Origin of the sequence: Pseudomonas sp. GM74, assembly GCF_000282455.1 — a bacterium.
In the GTDB taxonomy this organism is placed as follows: domain Bacteria; phylum Pseudomonadota; class Gammaproteobacteria; order Pseudomonadales; family Pseudomonadaceae; genus Aquipseudomonas.
Map to the genome: position 1 here is coordinate 1 of NZ_AKJG01000046.1, position 16492 is coordinate 16492.

A 16492-nucleotide genomic window follows, 5' to 3' on the forward strand; every position below is an offset into this window, starting at 1 on the left:
AATACGGCAACCTCGACCGCGCGCTGGTCGGCATTTTCGATTTGTTCGGTGTCTGGTGGCTGATCAAGCGCACGCGCCTGAGCACCATCCCCCAGGAGATCAAAGGATGAATCTCTCCCGCGAAGCCCTTTGGCTGATCGTCGGTTTTGTTGGTCAGATCGCCTTTACCGGGCGGTTTGTCCTGCAGTGGTTGTACAGCGAGTACAAGAAACGCAGCGTGATCCCGGTGAGTTTCTGGTACCTGAGCATCGTCGGCAGCACCTTGTTGCTCGCCTATGCCATTTACCGTGAAGACCCGGTGTTTATTGCCGGGCAGGCCTTTGGCTCCCTCGTCTATTTTCGCAACCTGCAATTGATCTCAAAAAGCAAACACCTGAAGGAGTAGGGAATGCGCGGATCGTTATCGACCCGGAATATTACGTTGCTCGTGGCCGTCGCGTTGGCGTTGCTGTTTTTCTGGGGGCTGGGCAGCGTGCCGTTCCTCAGTGTCAACGAGGCCCGCCGTGCGGTAACCGTGCGCGAAATGCGTGAAGCGGGAAGTTGGCTGCTGCCTTATATGAACGGCGACTTGTACCTCTCCAAGCCGCCGTTTTTCTATTGGGCCGGTCTGGTTTCGACGGCGGTGCTGGGCAGTTTGTCCGAGTGGAGCGTGCGCCTGCCTTCGGCCCTGGCCGCCGCCTTGTGCTGTTTTGGCACCTATCTGTACGGCGTTCGGCAGGCGGGGCGGCAGGTTGGTCTGTTCGCCGTGGTGTTCCTGGCCGCGAACGGTGCCTTCAGCCTGTTCGCACGACGCTCGGAAATCGAGATGCTGCTGACCCTGCTGTGCTTCGGCGCACTGCTGGCGGCCTGGCAGTTCATCTTCCTGCAGGGGCGGGCCATGTGGAGTCGACTCAGCTACGTGCTGCTGGGTTGCGCACTGCTGACCAAGGGGCCGGTTTGCCTGTTGTGGGTGACGGCGCCGATCCTGGCCTATGCCTTGATCTACCGCGATGCCCGGGCCAAGGCTTATCTGTGCGACGGTTGGGGCTGGCTGATTGCCCTGGGGCTGGGCAGTTCCTGGTACGTGGCGGTGTCTGTGAGTCAGGGCTGGGGGATCTGGGCCTCGATCATCAGCGAAGACATCGTGAAGAAGATCGACGGGCAGGGCGCCGAGGCCTGGTATGCGTACCCGTTGTACCTGGCCGGTGATTTCTTCCCGTTCTGGCTGATCGCATTCGTGCAGCCGCGCAAGTTCTGGGCAATGATCCGCTCGCGCCGCGAGGCGGGCATGTTGCTGATTTGCAGCCTGTTGCCGCTGCTGGTGTTTTCCCTGTTCACCGAAAAGCATGGCAAGTACCTGTTGCCGGTCTATCCGTCCATGGCGTTGCTGCTGGCGATGCACTGGTCGGCACTGCTCGATGACCTGAAAGGTCGCTGGCGCACCGTCCTGGCCGTTGTGCCCTACGTGATGCTGACCGGGTTCGTGGTGTTCTACATGTTCGTCGAAGCGCGGGTGCTGTCGCACCGGGTCGGTGGCCTTGAGCAAGTTGCCACGCTGGCCAATGGGCAGCCGGGTCAGAAGGCCTACACCCTCGGCGAGCCGGATATCCGTCTGGTCTATTACATGGGCCGGCCGGTGGCGCCGCTGACAGTGGCGCAGTTGCAGTCCGAGTCGCGTCCGGCGGGGCTGTTGTTTGTGCAAGAGCCCCTTACACCGGAACTGCAGAACCTGGCGTCGTGCCAGGTCGGTGAAGTCAACCCGTACCTCAAACCGCACCGTGCGGCGCTGCTGGTACGCATGGGCGGAGATTGCCGCTGATCGGCTTCCCGGCCGAACGGTGACCACAGCACATCACCCGTTCGGACTAGGCAAGGCTAACGATTCTGCCGCGTCCGGGCGGCGCCAAACTTCATGCTCAAAGGGGTGTTGCGCCACGCGCGCCCCGCCAAACGAGCAGAAGGCGCCGCGATGGAGTTTGCATTCAGCGACGAACAGGAAATGATCCGCGCATCGGCCGAGGGTTTCCTCGCCGATGTCTCGGATTCTGCCGCCGTGCGCGCGGCAATGGTCAGCGAACGGGGTTTCGACGAAGTCCTCTGGCAGCGTCTGTGCCAGGAAATGTACTGGCCGGCGATTCACATCCCCGAAACCTATGGCGGCCTGGGCCTCGGCTTTGTCGAGCTGACGATCCTGCTGGAACAGATGGGCCGGCGCTTGCTGTGCTCGCCGTTTTTCGCCACCGCTTGCATGGCCACGCCTGCGCTGTTGCTGGCGGCCAATGATGAACAGAAGCAGCGTTGGTTGCCGTCGATTGCCGACGGCAGCATGACCGCGACCCTGGCGTTCAGTAGTGCCAACGGCTGGTCTGCCGATGATGTCCAGGCAACGGTGGTGGCCGAAGGTGACGGGTTTGTCCTCGACGGCACCCTCAAGCATGTACTCGACGGCCATGGCGCCGACCTGTTGATCACTGCCGCCCGTCAACCCGGAACCACCGGTGAAACGGGCATCAGCCTGTTTGCCGTGAGCGCCGTACGCGCAGGCATCGAACGACAGATGCTGCCGACCATGGACCAGACCCGGCGCCAGGCGCGGATCCAGCTCAAGGGCCTGTACCTTGAAGCCGACTGCCTGCTGGGTGAGTTCGGCAATGGCTGGTCGCACCTTGAGCGAGTCCTGCAACTGGCCTGCATCGGCCTGGCCGCCGAGCAGACCGGCGGCGCGCAGCAGGTGCTCGACCTCAGCGTGGCCTACATGCAGGAGCGCCAACAGTTCGGTCGCCCCATCGCCAGTTTCCAGGCCCTCAAACACCGCGCCGCCGACATGATGCTGCAAGTCGAATGCGCGCGTTCGGCCAGTTACTACGCCGCGTGCGTGGCCCAGGAAGTCCTTGACCCGCAGGGTGATTCGCAGGTCGCGGCCGAACTGCCGCTGGCGGCGGCGCTGGCCAAGGCGCAGTGCTCGGAAACCTACTTCCATTGCGCGTCCGAATCGATCCAGTTGCACGGTGGCGTCGGTTTCACCTGGGAATACGACCCGCACCTCTACTTCAAGCGCGCCCGTGCCAGCGAGAGTTTCCTCGGGTTACCGGCCTGGCATCGCGAGCGCATTGCTTCGGTGATTCTGGGAGAGCAGCCATGAAAATCAGTTTCAGCGAACAGGACGAACGCTTCCGTCGGGAAGTCGCCGACTGGATGAGCGCCAACCTCTGCGGTGAATTTGAAGTCCTGCGTTTTCGCGGCGGCCCGGGCGACGAGCACATGTTTCCCGAAGAGCGCAAAGCCTGGGAGCGCAAGCTTGCCGAGGGCGGCTGGACCTGCGTCGGCTGGGCGCCGGAGCATGGCGGGCGCGGCCTGTCGATCACCCGGCAAGTGATTTTCCACGAAGAATACGCCCGCGCCGGTGGCCCCGGCCGCATGGGGCATATTGGTGAAGGCCTGGCCGGGCCGACCATCGCCGCATTCGGCACTGTCGAACAGCAACAGCGGTTTTTGCCGGGGATTGTCAGCGGTACGTCGTTCTGGTGCCAGGGCTATTCAGAGCCGGGCGCAGGTTCCGACCTGGCCAACGTCAAGACCCGTGCAATGCTGGATGAAGCGACCGGCCAATGGCTGATCAACGGGCAAAAAGTCTGGACGTCCCTGGCCCATGAGTCGGACTGGTGTTTCGTGATTGCCCGCACCGAACCGGGCAGCGTCGGCCATCGCGGACTGTCGTTCCTGCTGGTGCCCATGGCCCAGGCAGAAATCACCGTACGGCCTATCGAGCAACTGACCGGCACCTCGGAATTCAACGAAGTGTTCTTCGACGATGCCCGCACCGACGCCACCAACATCATCGGTGAGCCGGGCGAAGGCTGGAAGATCGCCATGGCGCTGCTCGGCTTTGAGCGGGGTGTGTCGACCCTCGGCCAGCAAATGCAGTTCCAGAACGAACTCAACGAAATCATCGCCATCGCCAAGTCCAACGGTGCCGACCGCGACCCGATCCTGCGTCAGCGCCTGGCCGAGGCCTGGAGCGGGTTGCGGATCATGCGCTACAACTCGCTGCGCATGCTCTCGGGTAGCCAGGACGGTTCGCTGCGCAAAGAAGCGACCATCTACAAGCTGTTCTGGTCGACCTGGCACGCCAGCCTCGGCAAGTTGGCGATGGACGTTCTCGGCGCCGAGGCGGAATTGCTCGAAGCCGCACCCTACCAGTTGACCCGTTTGCAGTCGCTGTACCTGTTCAGCCGCGCCGACACCCTGTACGGCGGCAGCAACGAGATCCAGCGCAACATCATCGCCGAGCGTGCCTTGGGCATGCCCAAAGAGCCGCGTCCGCGCGCCTGAAAGGAGAGAGTTCATGTCTGTACCTCAATATGTTGAAGGTCGCGGCCTGCTGCGCGGCAAGTCGGTACTGATCACCGCCGCCGCCGGTGCCGGTATCGGTTTTTCCGCCGCCGTGCGCGCTGCCGAAGAAGGCTGTCGCGCGCTGATGATCAGCGATATCCATGAAGGCCGGTTGGCCGAAGCGGTGCTGAAGATTCGCGAAACCACCGGGCTGCAGCAGGTCTTCGGCCAGGTCTGCAACGTCGCCGACGAAGCCCAGGTGCAGCAGCTGATCGCCTGCGCCGAGCGTGACCTGCAGGGCGTCGATGTGCTGATCAACAACGCCGGGCTTGGCGGCTCGCGCTTGCTGGTGAACATGGCCGATGAAGAATGGAATCGGGTCATCGACGTGACGCTCACCGGCACCATGCGCATGACCCGCGCCATGCTGCCGAAAATGATGGAGCGACGTGCCGGGGTGATCGTCAACAACGCCTCGGTGCTGGGCTGGCGCGCGCAGAAAGAACAGGCGCACTACGCCGCCGCCAAGGCTGGCGTGATGGCGCTGACCCGCTGTGCAGCGGTCGAGGCCGCCGACTACGGCATCCGCATCAACGCGGTCAGCCCGAGCATTGCCCTGCACGATTTCCTGCGCAAATCCGCACCCCAGGCGGTGCTCGATCAACTGGCCGCCAACGAAGCCTTCGGCCGTGCCGCCGAAGTCTGGGAAGTGGCCAACGTGATGATGTTCCTGGCCAGCGACTACAGCTCCTACATGACCGGCGAAGTGTTGTCGGTGTCCAGCCAGAGGGCGTGACCATGCCACGTATTTTCGACACGCCGATGGCCTTGTTCGACGCCGTGGGCGAATCACTCGGCGCCAGCGACTGGCTATTGCTGGAACAGGGCCGCATCGACCGCTTCGCCGACGCCACCGGCGATCACCAGTGGATTCACGTCGATCCGCTCAAGGCCGCCAGCGGCCCGTTTGGTGCCTGCATTGCCCATGGCTACCTGAGCCTGTCGCTGGTCAACCTGTTCCTGCCGCAGATCGTCGAAGTCCGTGGCCTGGCCATGGGCGTCAACTACGGTTGCGAGCGGGTGCGCTTCCCCTCGGTGGTGCGTGTGGGTTCGCGGGTGCGCGGCAGTGCGCAATTGATCGCGGTCGAGGAAGTGAAGGGCGGCGTACAGGCGACCATCCGCGTCAGCGTCGACATCGACGGCGAGGAACGCCCCGGCTGCGTGGTCGACACCATCAGTCGCTACTACCCGGCCTGACCATCAACAGCATTTTCGAGGAATCCAGCATGAAAGAAGCCGTCATCGTTTCCACCGCCCGTACTCCGATCGGCAAAGCCTTTCGCGGTGCGTTCAATGACACCGAGGCGCCGCAACTGGGCGGCCACGTGGTGCGCGAAGCCGTGCGCCGGGCCGGCATCGAGCCGGGCGAAGTGGACGACGTGATCATCGGCGCCGCGGCGCAGCAGGGCACCCAGTCCTACAACCTGGGACGCCTGTGCGCGATTGCCGGCGGCTTGCCGGTATCAGTTGCCGGGATGGCCGTCGAGCGCCAGTGCTCGTCGGGCCTGATGAGTATCGCCATGGCCGCCAAAGGCATCATGTGCGACGAAATCGACATCGCCGTGGCCGGTGGCCTGGAGTCGATTTCCCTGGTGCAGAACAAGCACAAGAACCTGTATCGCAATCAGTCGGGTTCGGTGATTGAGCTGGACCCGCACGCCTATATCCCGATGATCGAAACCGCCGAGATCGTCTCCGCGCGCTACGGCATCTCCCGCGACGAGCAGGACGAATACAGCTACCAGAGCCAGCTGCGTACCGCACAGGCCCAGAGCGCCGGGCGATTCGACCGGGAACTGGCGCCGCTGACCAGCCGCAAGGCACTGTTCGACAAGGCCACCGGCGAAACCAGCTATGAAACCGTCACCTTGCTGCGTGACGAATGCAACCGCATCGACACCTCTCGCGAAAGCCTGAGCGCCCTGGAACCGGTATGGCCCGGCGGTCAGTGGAGCGACAAAGGTAGATTCATCACCGCCGGCAACGCCTCGCAGCTGTCCGACGGCGCATCGGCTTCGGTGCTGATGAGCGCAAAAATGGCCGAGAAACGTGGCCTGGAACCCCTGGGGATCTATCGCGGCATGGCGGTCGCCGGCTGCAATTCCGACGAGATGGGCATCGGCCCGGTGTACGCCATCCCCAAGCTGCTCAAACGCCACGGCCTGACCATGGACCACATCGGCCTCTGGGAGTTGAACGAAGCGTTTGCCTGCCAGGTCCTGTACTGCCGCGACACCCTGGGCATTGCGGCCGAGCGTCTGAACGTCAATGGTGGGGCGATCTCCATCGGCCATCCGTTCGGCATGTCCGGGGCGCGGATGGTCGGCCATGCGTTGATCGAAGGTCAGCGCCGCGGTTTGCGTTACGTGGTTGTGAGCATGTGCATCGGTGGCGGCATGGGCGCTGCAGCTCTGTTCGAGGTGGTCTGAATGATCAGCGCTCAACAGATTCAGGCGACCATGGCCCGCTACGTGGAACTGGTGGATGCCGGCGACATCGACGGCATTCTTGCGCTCTACGCCAATAACGCCACCGTTGAAGACCCGGTCGGCCACGCGCCGTTGCAGGGCATCGACGCCATCTCGCGCTTTTACCGTGAGGGATTGGGAGCGATGAAGGTCTGCGCAACCCGGACCGGCCCGGTGCGCGCGACGCTCAACGGTTGCGGCGCGATGCCGTTCCGGGTCGACATGGAGTGGGGCGGGCAACCGTGCTCGCTGCATGTGATCGACGTGATGGAGTTCGACGCCGACGGCAAGATCCGTTCGATGAAAGCCTTCTGGAGTGAGGTCAACGTGACAGCGCGAGGTGCAGCATGAATCTGGAGCAGCGGATCGCCCGCCTGGAGGCGCTGGAGGACATCCGCCAGCTCAAGCATCGCTACCTCAACGCCTGCGATCTCAAGCAGGTGGAGGTGATTGCCGATTGCTTCGCCGAAGGTGAAGTGCTGATTGATTACGGTCCGTTGGGGATCTTTCGCGAGCGTGACACTTTTGTCGCGCTGTACCGCGAACTGGCCTGCCATGAGCGGGTGATCGACCTGCATCACGGCGCCAACCCGGAAATCGAGGTGCTGAATGAGGATCAGGCCCAGGGCCGTTGGGCCCTGTGGTACTTCAACCTGGATGGCGAGAGCGGGGCGACGCGGCAGTTGGGTGGGTTCTATCAGGACCGTTACCAGCGTATCGCCGGGCAATGGAAGATTGTCGCCACCCGTTTTACCGCTCACTCGGAAGTGGTGCGCCCTTGAACACTGGCGACAATTGTGGCGAGGGCGCTTGCTCCCGCTGGCGGTGTGTCAGGCAATACTGATGTTGGATGTTCCGGCCCCTTCGCGGGCAAGCCCGCTCCCACAGGTTTTAGGGTGGCCCCGGCATTTGCAAACACCTCATTTCCCTGTGGGAGCGGGCTTGCCCGCGAAGGCGGCGTGTCAGGCAACATCAATGTTGGATGTGCTGACAGCCATTTCTGGATTCTGAGTCCGGCCGGTTTCGTAGTACGCCTTGAGGTTTTCGGCAATCTGCTGCACGACCTTGTTGAAGGCCTTGGCCAGCAACCACTCTGCCAACCTGCCACCGCGCAGGCTGTAACGCATTTGCAGGGTGATGCGGGTCACATCCCCCTCCGCTTGCAAGGCATAACTGAAACTCGCCTGGCGAAACGGAAAGGGCGAGTCATTGCCGCCCTTGTGCAGCCGCAGCACGAACCCCGTGCCTTCCTGCCACTGCGCCACGGTTTCATCCAGATATTGACCGCCCTTGCGCAACACCCGGCGACTGGCACCCAAGCCTTCGATTGCGCCAGGATGAAACTGGCTGCCAGTGAGGCCCGGCACATAGTGCGGGGCCAGGCTCAGGTCGCGCAGTTTGGCCCAGGCGGCTTGTGGCGTGAGGTTCAGCACAACGCTGTGGCTGGCTACGGGCATGTCGAAAGTCCTCTTATGAACGGGATTGGGCCGCGTCGAGAAACGCCGGGCGTTCGCCCGCGCCATGCACCGCGATGTCCGCGCCGCTGACGTAACGGGCCAGCTTCGAGGCCAGGTAAAGGCAGGTGTCGCCAATGTCCTCCGGGGTCGCCAGACGTTGTAGCGGAATGGTCGCCGCCACCCGGGCAATGCCCGCGTCGTCACCATAATGCATGGCCGCCTGTTCGGTGAGAATCAGCCCGGCGGTGACGGCGTTGACCCGCACCTTCGGCGCCCATTCCACCGCCAGCGAAGTAGTCAGGTTCAGCAGACCGGCCTTTGCCGCGCCATAAGCGGCGGTGCCGGGGGAAGGGCGGGTGGCGCTGACGCTGCAGATGTTGATGATCGTGCCGCCGTCGGCCTGGGCCTGCATCACCTGGTTGGCCTGCTGGCACAGGTTCAGTGGTGCGATCAGGTTCAAACGAATGATTGCCTCGCTGAAACGCGGCGAGGCGGTGGCTGCGTCGGCATTCGGTGAGCCACCGGCGTTGTTGACCAGCACATCGAGGCGGCCGAAGCGCTCGACGATTTGCGCGATCAAGTGCCCGGATTGCTCGACATCCCGCAGGTCGCAGGGCATGAACAGCGCCTTGCGCCCGGCGCTGGCGGGCACGGATTGCGGGGCTTCGCGACCGCAAATCACCACCTCGGCGCCGCAGTCGAGAAAGCGCTGGCTGATGCCGCGCCCCACACCTTTGCCACCGCCGGTGACCAGTACCACTTTGCCGCGAAAGTCCATCGGATCAAGCATGGGAATTCTCTTTTGGTCGCTCGGGAATGCTGTCGATGCTAGGTCCGCAGCCTTGCGCAGGCCAACGTCCAAAGGGACTAGGTAGTCTTGTCGGACGATGTTGCGCACCCGGCCCCTCGGAATAATCCGACTACAACAACAGGCCGGGAGGACACCTTATGGGCGCTTCAGCGCAAGGGCACTTCGTTACGCTGCCGGATGGTTTGCAGCTGCGCTATGTGGATATAAGCGGGAAGGATGGCGGCAGCGGCGAGCCGGTGATTTTCATTCATGGCAGCGGGCCGGGTGCCAGCGGTCACAGCAATTTCAAGCAGAACTACCCGGTGTTCGCCGAGGCCGGTTACCGGGTGATTGTCCCGGATTTGCCGGGCTACGGCGCTTCGGACAAACCCGACACCCTCTACACCCTGGACTTCTTTGTCGCAGCGCTAAGCAGTTTGCTCAATGCCCTCGACATCCAGCGCTGCGTGCTGGTCGGTAACTCCCTGGGCGGCGCGATCGCGATCAAACTGGCCCTCGACCAACCGCAGCGTGTCAGCCGTCTGGTGCTGATGGCCCCCGGTGGCCTGATGGAAAAGGAACAGTATTACCTGCAAATGGAAGGCATCCAGAAAATGGGTGCGGCCTTCGCCAAGGGTGAGCTGAACGATGCGGCGGGCATGCGTCGCCTGCTGGCCCTGCAACTGTTCGACGAAAGCCTGATCAGCGACGAAACGGTCAACGAGCGCGTGGCCGTGGTGCAACAGCAACCGGTGTGTGTGCTGTCGACCATGCAGGTGCCGAACATGACGTCGCGCCTGGGCGAGTTGCAGTGCCCGATCCTCGGTTTCTGGGGCATGAACGACAAGTTCTGCCCGTTCTCCGGTGCCCAGACCATGCTTGAAAACTGCACCGGCATCCGTTTCGTGATGCTCAGCGAGTGCGGGCATTGGGTCCAGGTCGAGCACCGTGACTTTTTCAACCGCCAGTGCCTGGCGTTTCTTCAGGAGGCCCGCGGATGAGCGTGCAATTGCGCCGTGAGTTCGGCGAAGAGCTTTATCAGGCGCTACTCAGCGGCTCCACCCTGGCGCCGCTGACCGAGCGTTGGCCGTCGATCAGCATCGAAGACGCCTATCACATTTCCCTGTACGCCATTGAGCGTCGGGTGGCGGCCGGTGACCAGATCGTCGGCAAGAAAATCGGCGTGACCTCGGCGGCGGTGCAGCAGATGCTCAACGTGCATCAGCCGGATTTCGGCTTCATCACGCGGCAGATGTCGTTCGATGACGATGCCCGGATTTCCCTTTCCACCAACAAACTGATCCAGCCCCGTGCCGAGGGCGAGATCGCCTTCAAGCTCAAGCATGATCTGGTCGGCCCCGGCATCACCGAAGCCGACGTGCTGGCCGCCACCGACTACGTGATGCCGTGCTTCGAGATCGTCGACTCGCGGATTCACGACTGGCGCATTCGCATCCAGGACACCGTCGCAGACAACGCCTCTTGCGGCGTGTTCGTGCTGGGCGACAGCAAGGTCGACCCCCGTGAGCTGGACTTGCCGAACTTGCGCATGCGTGTGTTCAAGAATGGTTTACCCCTGAGTGAAGGGCTGGGCTCGGCGGTGCAGGGCAATCCGCTGACCGCCGTGGCCTGGCTGGCCAACACCCTGGGCGCCTTCGGCATTCCGTTCAAGGCCGGGGAAATCATCCTGTCCGGCTCCCTGGTACCGCTGGAACCGGCCCGTGCCGGCGACCGATTTGAATTGACCATTGATGGCCTGGGCAGTGCCCGGGTGTCTTTCTGCGCCTGACTTTTGGAGTTTTAAACCAATGAGCAAAAAACTCAGAGCGGCCATTATCGGCCCGGGCAACATCGGCACCGATCTGCTGATGAAAATGTGCCGATCGCAATGGATCGAACCGGTGTGGATGGTCGGCGTCGATCCTGAATCCGAAGGCCTGAAGCGTGCCCGGGAAATGGGCATCAAAACCACCGCCGGCGGCGTCGACGGTTTGCTGCCCCACGTGCTCGACGATGACATTCGTATTGCCTTCGATGCCACCTCGGCCTACGTGCATGCGCAAAACAGCCGCAAGCTCAACGAGCTGGGGGTGATCATGATCGACCTCACACCAGCGGCTATCGGCCCGTTCTGCGTGCCACCGGTCAACCTCAAGGAGCACGCGTCGAGCCTGGCGATGAACGTCAACATGGTCACCTGCGGTGGCCAGGCGACCATCCCGATGGTGGCGGCGGTGTCGCGGGTGCAGCCGGTGAGCTACGGCGAAATCGTCGCGACGGTCTCTTCCGGTTCGGTTGGCCCGGGCACCCGGCAGAACATCGATGAATTCACTCGCACCACGGCCGGTGCGGTGGAGAAGATCGGCGGTGCCCGACGCGGCAAGGCGATCATCGTGATCAACCCGGCCGAGCCGCCGTTGATGATGCGCGACACCATCCACTGCCTGACCGATGACGAGCCGAACCAGGATGCGATCCGTACCTCGGTGCTGGAGATGGTCCGCGAGGTGCAGCGCTATGTGCCCGGCTACAAGCTGATCAACGGGCCGGTGTTCGATGGGCGCAAAGTGTCGATTTTCATCGAGGTCGAAGGCCTCGGCGATTTCCTGCCAAAGTCCGCCGGCAACCTCGACATCATGACCGCCGCAGGTTTGCGTACCGCCGAGATGTTCGCCGAAGAAGCCCACAAGGGCACCCTGCATTTGCCTGCCCGTTGAGTGGAGAATCACTATGAATTTGCAAGGTAAGAGCGTCCGTCTGCATGACATGAGCCTGCGCGACGGCATGCACGCCAAACAGCACCAGATCAGTATCGAACAAATGGTTTCGGTGGCCACCGGCCTCGATGCGGCCGGTGTGCCGCTGATCGAAATCACCCACGGCGATGGCCTGGGCGGTGCGTCGCTGAACTACGGCTTCCCCGCCCACAGTGACGAGCAATACTTCGCAGCCGTGATCCCGAAGATGAAGCAGGCCAGGGTTTCGGCCCTGTTGTTGCCGGGGATCGGCACCCTCGACCACCTGAAGATGGCCCATGAACACGGCGTGTCGACCATTCGTGTGGCGACCCACTGCACCGAGGCAGACGTGTCCGGCCAGCACATCGGCATGTCGGCGAAGATGGGCCTGGACACCGTCGGCTTCCTGATGATGGCGCACATGGTCAGCCCGGAGAAACTGCTGGAGCAGGCGCGCCTGATGGAAAGCTACGGCGCCAATTGCATCTACTGCACCGACTCGGCCGGCTACATGCTGCCCGATGAAGTGACGCAAAAAATCGGTGCCCTGCGCGCCGGGCTGAACGCCGGGACCGAAGTCGGTTTTCACGGCCACCACAACATGGGCATGGCTATCGCCAACTCCCTGGCCGCCATCGAGGCCGGTGCTGCACGGATCGATGGCTCCGTTGCGGGCCTTGGTGCGGGTGCGGGCAACACGCCGCTGGAAGTGTTCGTCGCGGTGCTGGAACGGATGGGCGTCAACAGTGGCGTCGACCTGTACAAGATCATGGATGTCGCCGAGGACCTGGTGGTGCCGATGATGGACCAGCCGATCCGCCTCGACCGTGATGCGTTGACGCTGGGTTATGCCGGGGTCTACAGCTCGTTCCTGTTGTTCGCCAAGCGTGCCGAGCAGAAGTACGGTATTGCTGCCCGTGAGCTGCTGGTGGAACTGGGCCGACGCGGAACCGTGGGTGGCCAGGAAGACATGATCGAAGACCTGGCGCTGACCCTGTCGCGGGCCAGGGGGGTACTGCCGACCTGATTATTGCGGCCATAAAAAAACCACCGATGATCCGGTGGTTTTTTTATGGCCGGAGGAAACCGTGCTCAAGGCAGCAGGTTGCGCACCAGGGGCGGATAGCAATTGATCGCCGCGCTCGAACAGCTGAAGTAGGCCGTGGACGGTCGGTAGGCTTCGTTCTTGAACAGCTGGCACAGACTGGTGGAAGTACCCGCACAGAGGATGATGAACAGAGCACAAGTCGTTTTGCGCATGATGAGTCTCGACACGGTTTTATTGTTGTAGAGACAGGGTATGGCGACGGTTCGCCAGTGGCTTCGTCCGAATGGACTAGATGATTGATTTGAAGCTGTCCCTTCACTTGTGGGTGCTCCCGGGATCTGCAGCCTGGCTGCAATCCCCTGTGGGAGCGGGCTTGCTCGCGAAGGCGGCGGGTCAGGAGACATGGATGCTGGATTTACCGGCCCCTTCGCGAGCAAGCCCGCTCCCACAGGTTCAGTGGCTGTACGCAAAATCTGCGAACTACTCAAATCACTGTGGGAGCGGGCTTGCTCGCGAAAGCGGAGTGTCAGGCGAAGTGGATGCTGGATGTGCCGGCCTCATCGCGAGCAAGCTCGCTCCCACAGGTACTGATGGGTGTCAGGTTCGTTGGGCGAGGGCGCCTATTGCCATGAACAGCGCCGCAATCGCCCGGGCTTCATGCAATTCACCACGGGCCACCAGTTCGGGGATCTGCGCCAGGGGTACTCGAAGGCATTCAAGTGGCTCGGGTTCGTCGCCTTCAAGTTGGCAGGGGCTCAGTTGTTCGGCCAGTACCACCCGGTAGCGATGGCACAAATGCCCTGGTGCCAGCGTCAGTTCGCCCAGCTCGGTGAGGCGGGCGGCGCGCATGCCGACTTCTTCGCTCAGCTCGCGCTGCGCCGCCTGCAAATAGTCTTCATCGGGCTCGGCACCGCCCTTGGGCAGGCCGAGAATGGTTTTTTCCACACCGACCGCGTATTCGCGCACCAGCAGAACGTGCGCAGGATCAGGCATCGCCACCAGCATCACCGAGCGATAACCGGTGCCGCGCAGGCGTTCGTAGACCCGTTGCTGGCCGTTGCTGAATTGCAGGTGCAGGGCTTCGATCTGAAAGTGGCCGCTTTGCGCCAGCAGTTCAGTCTTGAGGATGGTTGGGCAGTTGCGCATGGGACAGTCCCCTGTTTGGGATAAAGACACTGTGCGCTGTACAACGGGAGCCGCCATCGTCCGAGCGGACGAGGGCGGCAATGAGGGTTAGCCGAGGGTCGCCACGCTGCGCAGGATCAGGCGCACCAGCATGGTCTGGCGGGTCACGCCGGTCTTGGAGAAGGTCGAGCGCAGGTGTGCCCGCGAGGTATTGCGGCTGATGCCCAGCTCTTCCGACGCTTCGTCGAGGGTCAAGCCGTTGGCCAGCAGCATCGCCAGCTGGGTTTCCGCCGGGGTGAAATCGAACAGTGCGCGAACGATTTCCTGCGGTGCGGTGGATTGCTGCTCAGGGTCGCTGATGAAAATCACCACGGTCGGGCACTGCTTGCCTTCGCTCCAGTCGGTCAATGGCACCGAGCGCACGATGATCCCCAGATCCGCTTTTCCGGACGGCCTCTGCACGCGCAGGGCTTCGACCACCGACGGGTTGCTGCTCTTTTGCGACAGCAGCGACTGCTTGACCAGTCGGCGGAACTCCTGGGTGTCCCGGGCCGTTCCCACCTGCAGGCCATCGTTGACCAGTTTGATGCCGTCCTTTTCCTGGATCAGCCGGTCGGCGACCTGGTTGGTCTGCAGCACCTTGCCTGACTCGTCGAGGATGATGGTGCCGACCGCCATCTGGTTCACCGCGCCGGCGTACAGATTGCGTTCGGCTTCGATGCGGTTGAGCTGCATGTGGATCTTGATCGAACGTTCCAGGTGCGCAATGAAATGCGTGAGCATGGCCTTTTCTTCGTTGCCGAAAGGCTTGTCGTCACGTCCACGGCTGATGCGAATGCGGCACTGGGCACCGTCGACGGTGTTGATGTCGGCACCGAGGATGTGGAACACGTCCACCGGTTCAAGGAAGTTCTTGTAGAACTCGGAGTTCTGCCAGTCGTCGTTGGAGACGAACTCGGCGAGGGTCACGACCTGGCGGTTGGGCAGGTCGACGAACGGGTCGAGGCTGAAAAAGTGTTTGTTGTACGACGCGGTCGCCTCCGTCGAGGTGCCGGTGGTGTTGACCATCAGGCCGTCCACGTGGGCGCTTGGCGGACGCAGGATGAAGGTCACGTACTTGCTGTTCAGATGCACATTGAGCTGATTGAGAAAAGTCGCCCAGGGAATGGTTTCCAGCGGACCCTGATAGAGGTTGCCGATCAAATCACTGAACGTATCGAGGCTGAGGCTCTGCTGCATAGGGAAAACCGTTTTTATTATTAGCGTTGGCGGTGGCCGAGAATAAGCGCCGGTATCGACTCCTTGCAACGCTCGGGCTCGGGGCCTGACAGGCGGCTGCCGGTCAGGCCCGGGGCGGGCGAAAAGCCGCTGGCGTCAGACCCGTTCGCTGGCCCGCACGACAAACTTCTTGTGTTCGGCAACGTCCGCCGACAGCGCCTGGACATCGGTGTAGAACTGCTCGTACCAACGGCGCAACTGATAGACCGGGCCGTCGCCATCACACAGCAGCGGGTTGTCGACGCGGGTCTTGCTGTGCCAGATGGCCACGTCTTCGTAGAAGGCTGCCTGCGCCTGCGCTACGTAGGCCTTGGCCATCGCCTGGTTCTGCTCTTCGCTGAGCCCCGGGATCTTCTTCACCAGCACGCCATAGCGCAGGGTGAAACTGTCCAGGTCGATCGGTACGTGACAGTTGAGCAGGATCGAGTGGATCGGCTGGCCGTTCATGGCGCCGTTCATTTCGGTGATCTGATAGGCCGGGCCGAAGTAGGTGGCTTCGGTGGTCAGCACGCTGTCGCCGGACAGGCGCTCACTGCGGGCGCGCATGATCTGGGTGGCCAGGTGGCCTTCGAAAATGTTGATGAACTCGTCGACCGGCGCACCGTGCACGGTGCCGAAGTGTGCCATGTCGGCGATATTGTCGATCAGTTCACGGCAGTTGGTGCCAATCTGTAGCTCGGCGACTTCCCACGCCGCCCATTCGTCGTTGTAGCAGGCGTCGATGCGCGGAATGCGTTGTTCCGGCAGCGGCGGGTTGCCCTCGGGGTCGTTCCAGACGAACAGCAGCTGATTTTCTTCCATGATCGGCCAGCTTTTGATTTTGGCCCGTGGCGGGATGCGCTTGGCATAAGGGATGTCATCGCAAACACCGTCAGCGCCCCAGCGCCAGGCGTGGAACGGGCAGCGGATCGAATTGCCTTCGACGCAACCGGTGCTCAGGTCTGCGCCCATGTGCGGGCAGTAGCCATCCAGAATATGCAGTTCGCCGTCTTCACCCTGGAACGCCACCAGGCGGGTGCCGAACACCTCCAGGCGGTGGGCCTTGCCGTCGCGGTATTGCGCGGCCAGGCCCAGGCAATGCCAGCCACGGGCGTAGCGGTCTTCCAGCAGTTTGGCTTCGATGCGGTGCAGGGTACTCATCTTATTATTCTCCCAAGGGATCACGGGTTTGGCGCATGTAACGGATTCTGCCGCCCCTGTAAAAGCGGGCATCGTCT

19 protein-coding genes and 1 pseudogene are annotated in these 16492 nt (G+C 62.5%); 14 read left to right on the plus strand and 6 right to left on the minus strand.

From position 1 onward, the window contains the following. From PMI34_RS28740 to PMI34_RS18245, 10 genes and pseudogenes are all read left to right on the plus strand, one after another. Window positions 1–110, plus strand: a pseudogene (locus PMI34_RS28740) (dolichol-phosphate mannosyltransferase); the annotation flags it as partial. After that, entirely contained in the window at window positions 107–385 is a 279-nt protein-coding gene (locus tag PMI34_RS18285) for a lipid-A-disaccharide synthase N-terminal domain-containing protein (RefSeq protein WP_008048759.1), read from the plus strand. The pseudogene PMI34_RS28740 and the gene PMI34_RS18285, both read left to right, overlap by 4 nt. A 3-nt stretch (window positions 386–388) precedes the next feature. Further along, window positions 389–1798: an ArnT family glycosyltransferase gene (locus tag PMI34_RS18280; RefSeq protein WP_008048760.1), complete on the plus strand. Its 1410-nt coding sequence runs from the start codon at window positions 389–391 to the stop codon at window positions 1796–1798. A gap of 150 nt (window positions 1799–1948) precedes the next feature. Further along, the gene (locus PMI34_RS18275) at window positions 1949–3121 is read left to right on the plus strand and encodes an acyl-CoA dehydrogenase family protein (protein ID WP_008048762.1); all 1173 of its coding nucleotides are present in this window, start codon (window positions 1949–1951) and stop codon (window positions 3119–3121) included. Next, window positions 3118–4311 (plus strand): acyl-CoA dehydrogenase family protein, encoded by a 1194-nt coding sequence (locus PMI34_RS18270; RefSeq protein WP_008048764.1) that lies wholly within the window; start codon window positions 3118–3120, stop codon window positions 4309–4311. The genes PMI34_RS18275 and PMI34_RS18270 overlap by 4 nt, the downstream gene beginning before the upstream one ends. A gap of 13 nt (window positions 4312–4324) precedes the next feature. Next, entirely contained in the window at window positions 4325–5107 is a 783-nt protein-coding gene (locus PMI34_RS18265; RefSeq protein WP_008048766.1) for an SDR family oxidoreductase, read from the plus strand. Window positions 5108–5109: 2 nt separating this feature from the next. Further along, window positions 5110–5568 carry a MaoC family dehydratase gene (locus tag PMI34_RS18260; RefSeq protein ID WP_008048767.1) on the plus strand — a complete coding sequence of 153 codons (459 nt, stop codon included), beginning with the start codon at window positions 5110–5112 and terminating at the stop codon, window positions 5566–5568. A gap of 29 nt (window positions 5569–5597) precedes the next feature. Then, on the plus strand, window positions 5598–6800 hold the full coding sequence (locus PMI34_RS18255) for an acetyl-CoA C-acyltransferase (RefSeq protein WP_008048768.1): 1203 nt from the start codon (window positions 5598–5600) through the stop codon (window positions 6798–6800). Continuing rightward, entirely contained in the window at window positions 6801–7190 is a 390-nt protein-coding gene (locus PMI34_RS18250) for a steroid Delta-isomerase (RefSeq protein ID WP_008048769.1), read from the plus strand. It begins immediately after the preceding gene. After that, the gene (locus tag PMI34_RS18245; protein WP_008048770.1) at window positions 7187–7621 is read left to right on the plus strand and encodes a nuclear transport factor 2 family protein; all 435 of its coding nucleotides are present in this window, start codon (window positions 7187–7189) and stop codon (window positions 7619–7621) included. Before PMI34_RS18250 ends, PMI34_RS18245 begins: the two co-directional genes overlap by 4 nt. A 180-nt stretch (window positions 7622–7801) precedes the next feature. On the opposite strand, the gene PMI34_RS18240 is transcribed toward PMI34_RS18245, so the two are convergent. Together PMI34_RS18240 and PMI34_RS18235 are read right to left on the minus strand one after the other, a co-directional pair. Next, complete coding sequence (locus tag PMI34_RS18240) at window positions 7802–8296, minus strand: SRPBCC family protein (protein ID WP_008048772.1); 495 nt, start codon at window positions 8294–8296, stop codon at window positions 7802–7804. A 13-nt stretch (window positions 8297–8309) separates the two neighbouring features. Beyond that, window positions 8310–9086, minus strand: coding sequence for an SDR family oxidoreductase (locus PMI34_RS18235; protein WP_008048779.1), 777 nt, complete (start codon window positions 9084–9086; stop codon window positions 8310–8312). A gap of 158 nt (window positions 9087–9244) precedes the next feature. Between PMI34_RS18235 and PMI34_RS18230 the strand changes: the two genes are divergently transcribed. From PMI34_RS18230 to dmpG, 4 genes are read left to right on the plus strand one after another with little or no spacing between them, the layout of a single operon-like run. Next, the gene (locus PMI34_RS18230; protein ID WP_008048780.1) at window positions 9245–10087 is read left to right on the plus strand and encodes an alpha/beta fold hydrolase; all 843 of its coding nucleotides are present in this window, start codon (window positions 9245–9247) and stop codon (window positions 10085–10087) included. Then, a complete protein-coding gene (locus PMI34_RS18225; RefSeq protein ID WP_008048781.1) occupies window positions 10084–10875 on the plus strand; it encodes a fumarylacetoacetate hydrolase family protein in 792 nt (263 codons plus the stop codon). Before PMI34_RS18230 ends, PMI34_RS18225 begins: the two co-directional genes overlap by 4 nt. Window positions 10876–10894: 19 nt before the next feature. Then, on the plus strand, window positions 10895–11803 hold the full coding sequence (locus PMI34_RS18220; RefSeq protein WP_008048782.1) for an acetaldehyde dehydrogenase (acetylating): 909 nt from the start codon (window positions 10895–10897) through the stop codon (window positions 11801–11803). Between the two features lie 13 nt (window positions 11804–11816). Next, the gene (gene dmpG, locus PMI34_RS18215) at window positions 11817–12851 is read left to right on the plus strand and encodes a 4-hydroxy-2-oxovalerate aldolase (RefSeq protein WP_008048783.1); all 1035 of its coding nucleotides are present in this window, start codon (window positions 11817–11819) and stop codon (window positions 12849–12851) included. 65 nt (window positions 12852–12916) lie between these two features. Here dmpG and PMI34_RS28960 read toward each other — a convergent pair whose 3' ends face one another. From PMI34_RS28960 to PMI34_RS18200, 4 genes are all read right to left on the minus strand, one after another. After that, window positions 12917–13084: a hypothetical protein gene (locus PMI34_RS28960; protein WP_008048784.1), complete on the minus strand. Its 168-nt coding sequence runs from the start codon at window positions 13082–13084 to the stop codon at window positions 12917–12919. A 385-nt stretch (window positions 13085–13469) separates the two neighbouring features. Continuing rightward, window positions 13470–14018, minus strand: a complete 549-nt coding sequence (gene nudE / locus PMI34_RS18210; protein ID WP_008048785.1) for an ADP compounds hydrolase NudE — start codon at window positions 14016–14018, stop codon at window positions 13470–13472. Window positions 14019–14105: 87 nt separating this feature from the next. After that, window positions 14106–15236, minus strand: a complete 1131-nt coding sequence (locus PMI34_RS18205; RefSeq protein ID WP_008048786.1) for a helix-turn-helix transcriptional regulator — start codon at window positions 15234–15236, stop codon at window positions 14106–14108. Between the two features lie 135 nt (window positions 15237–15371). Next, window positions 15372–16415 carry a Rieske 2Fe-2S domain-containing protein gene (locus PMI34_RS18200; protein ID WP_008048787.1) on the minus strand — a complete coding sequence of 348 codons (1044 nt, stop codon included), beginning with the start codon at window positions 16413–16415 and terminating at the stop codon, window positions 15372–15374. Between the last annotated feature and the right edge of the window lie 77 nt (window positions 16416–16492).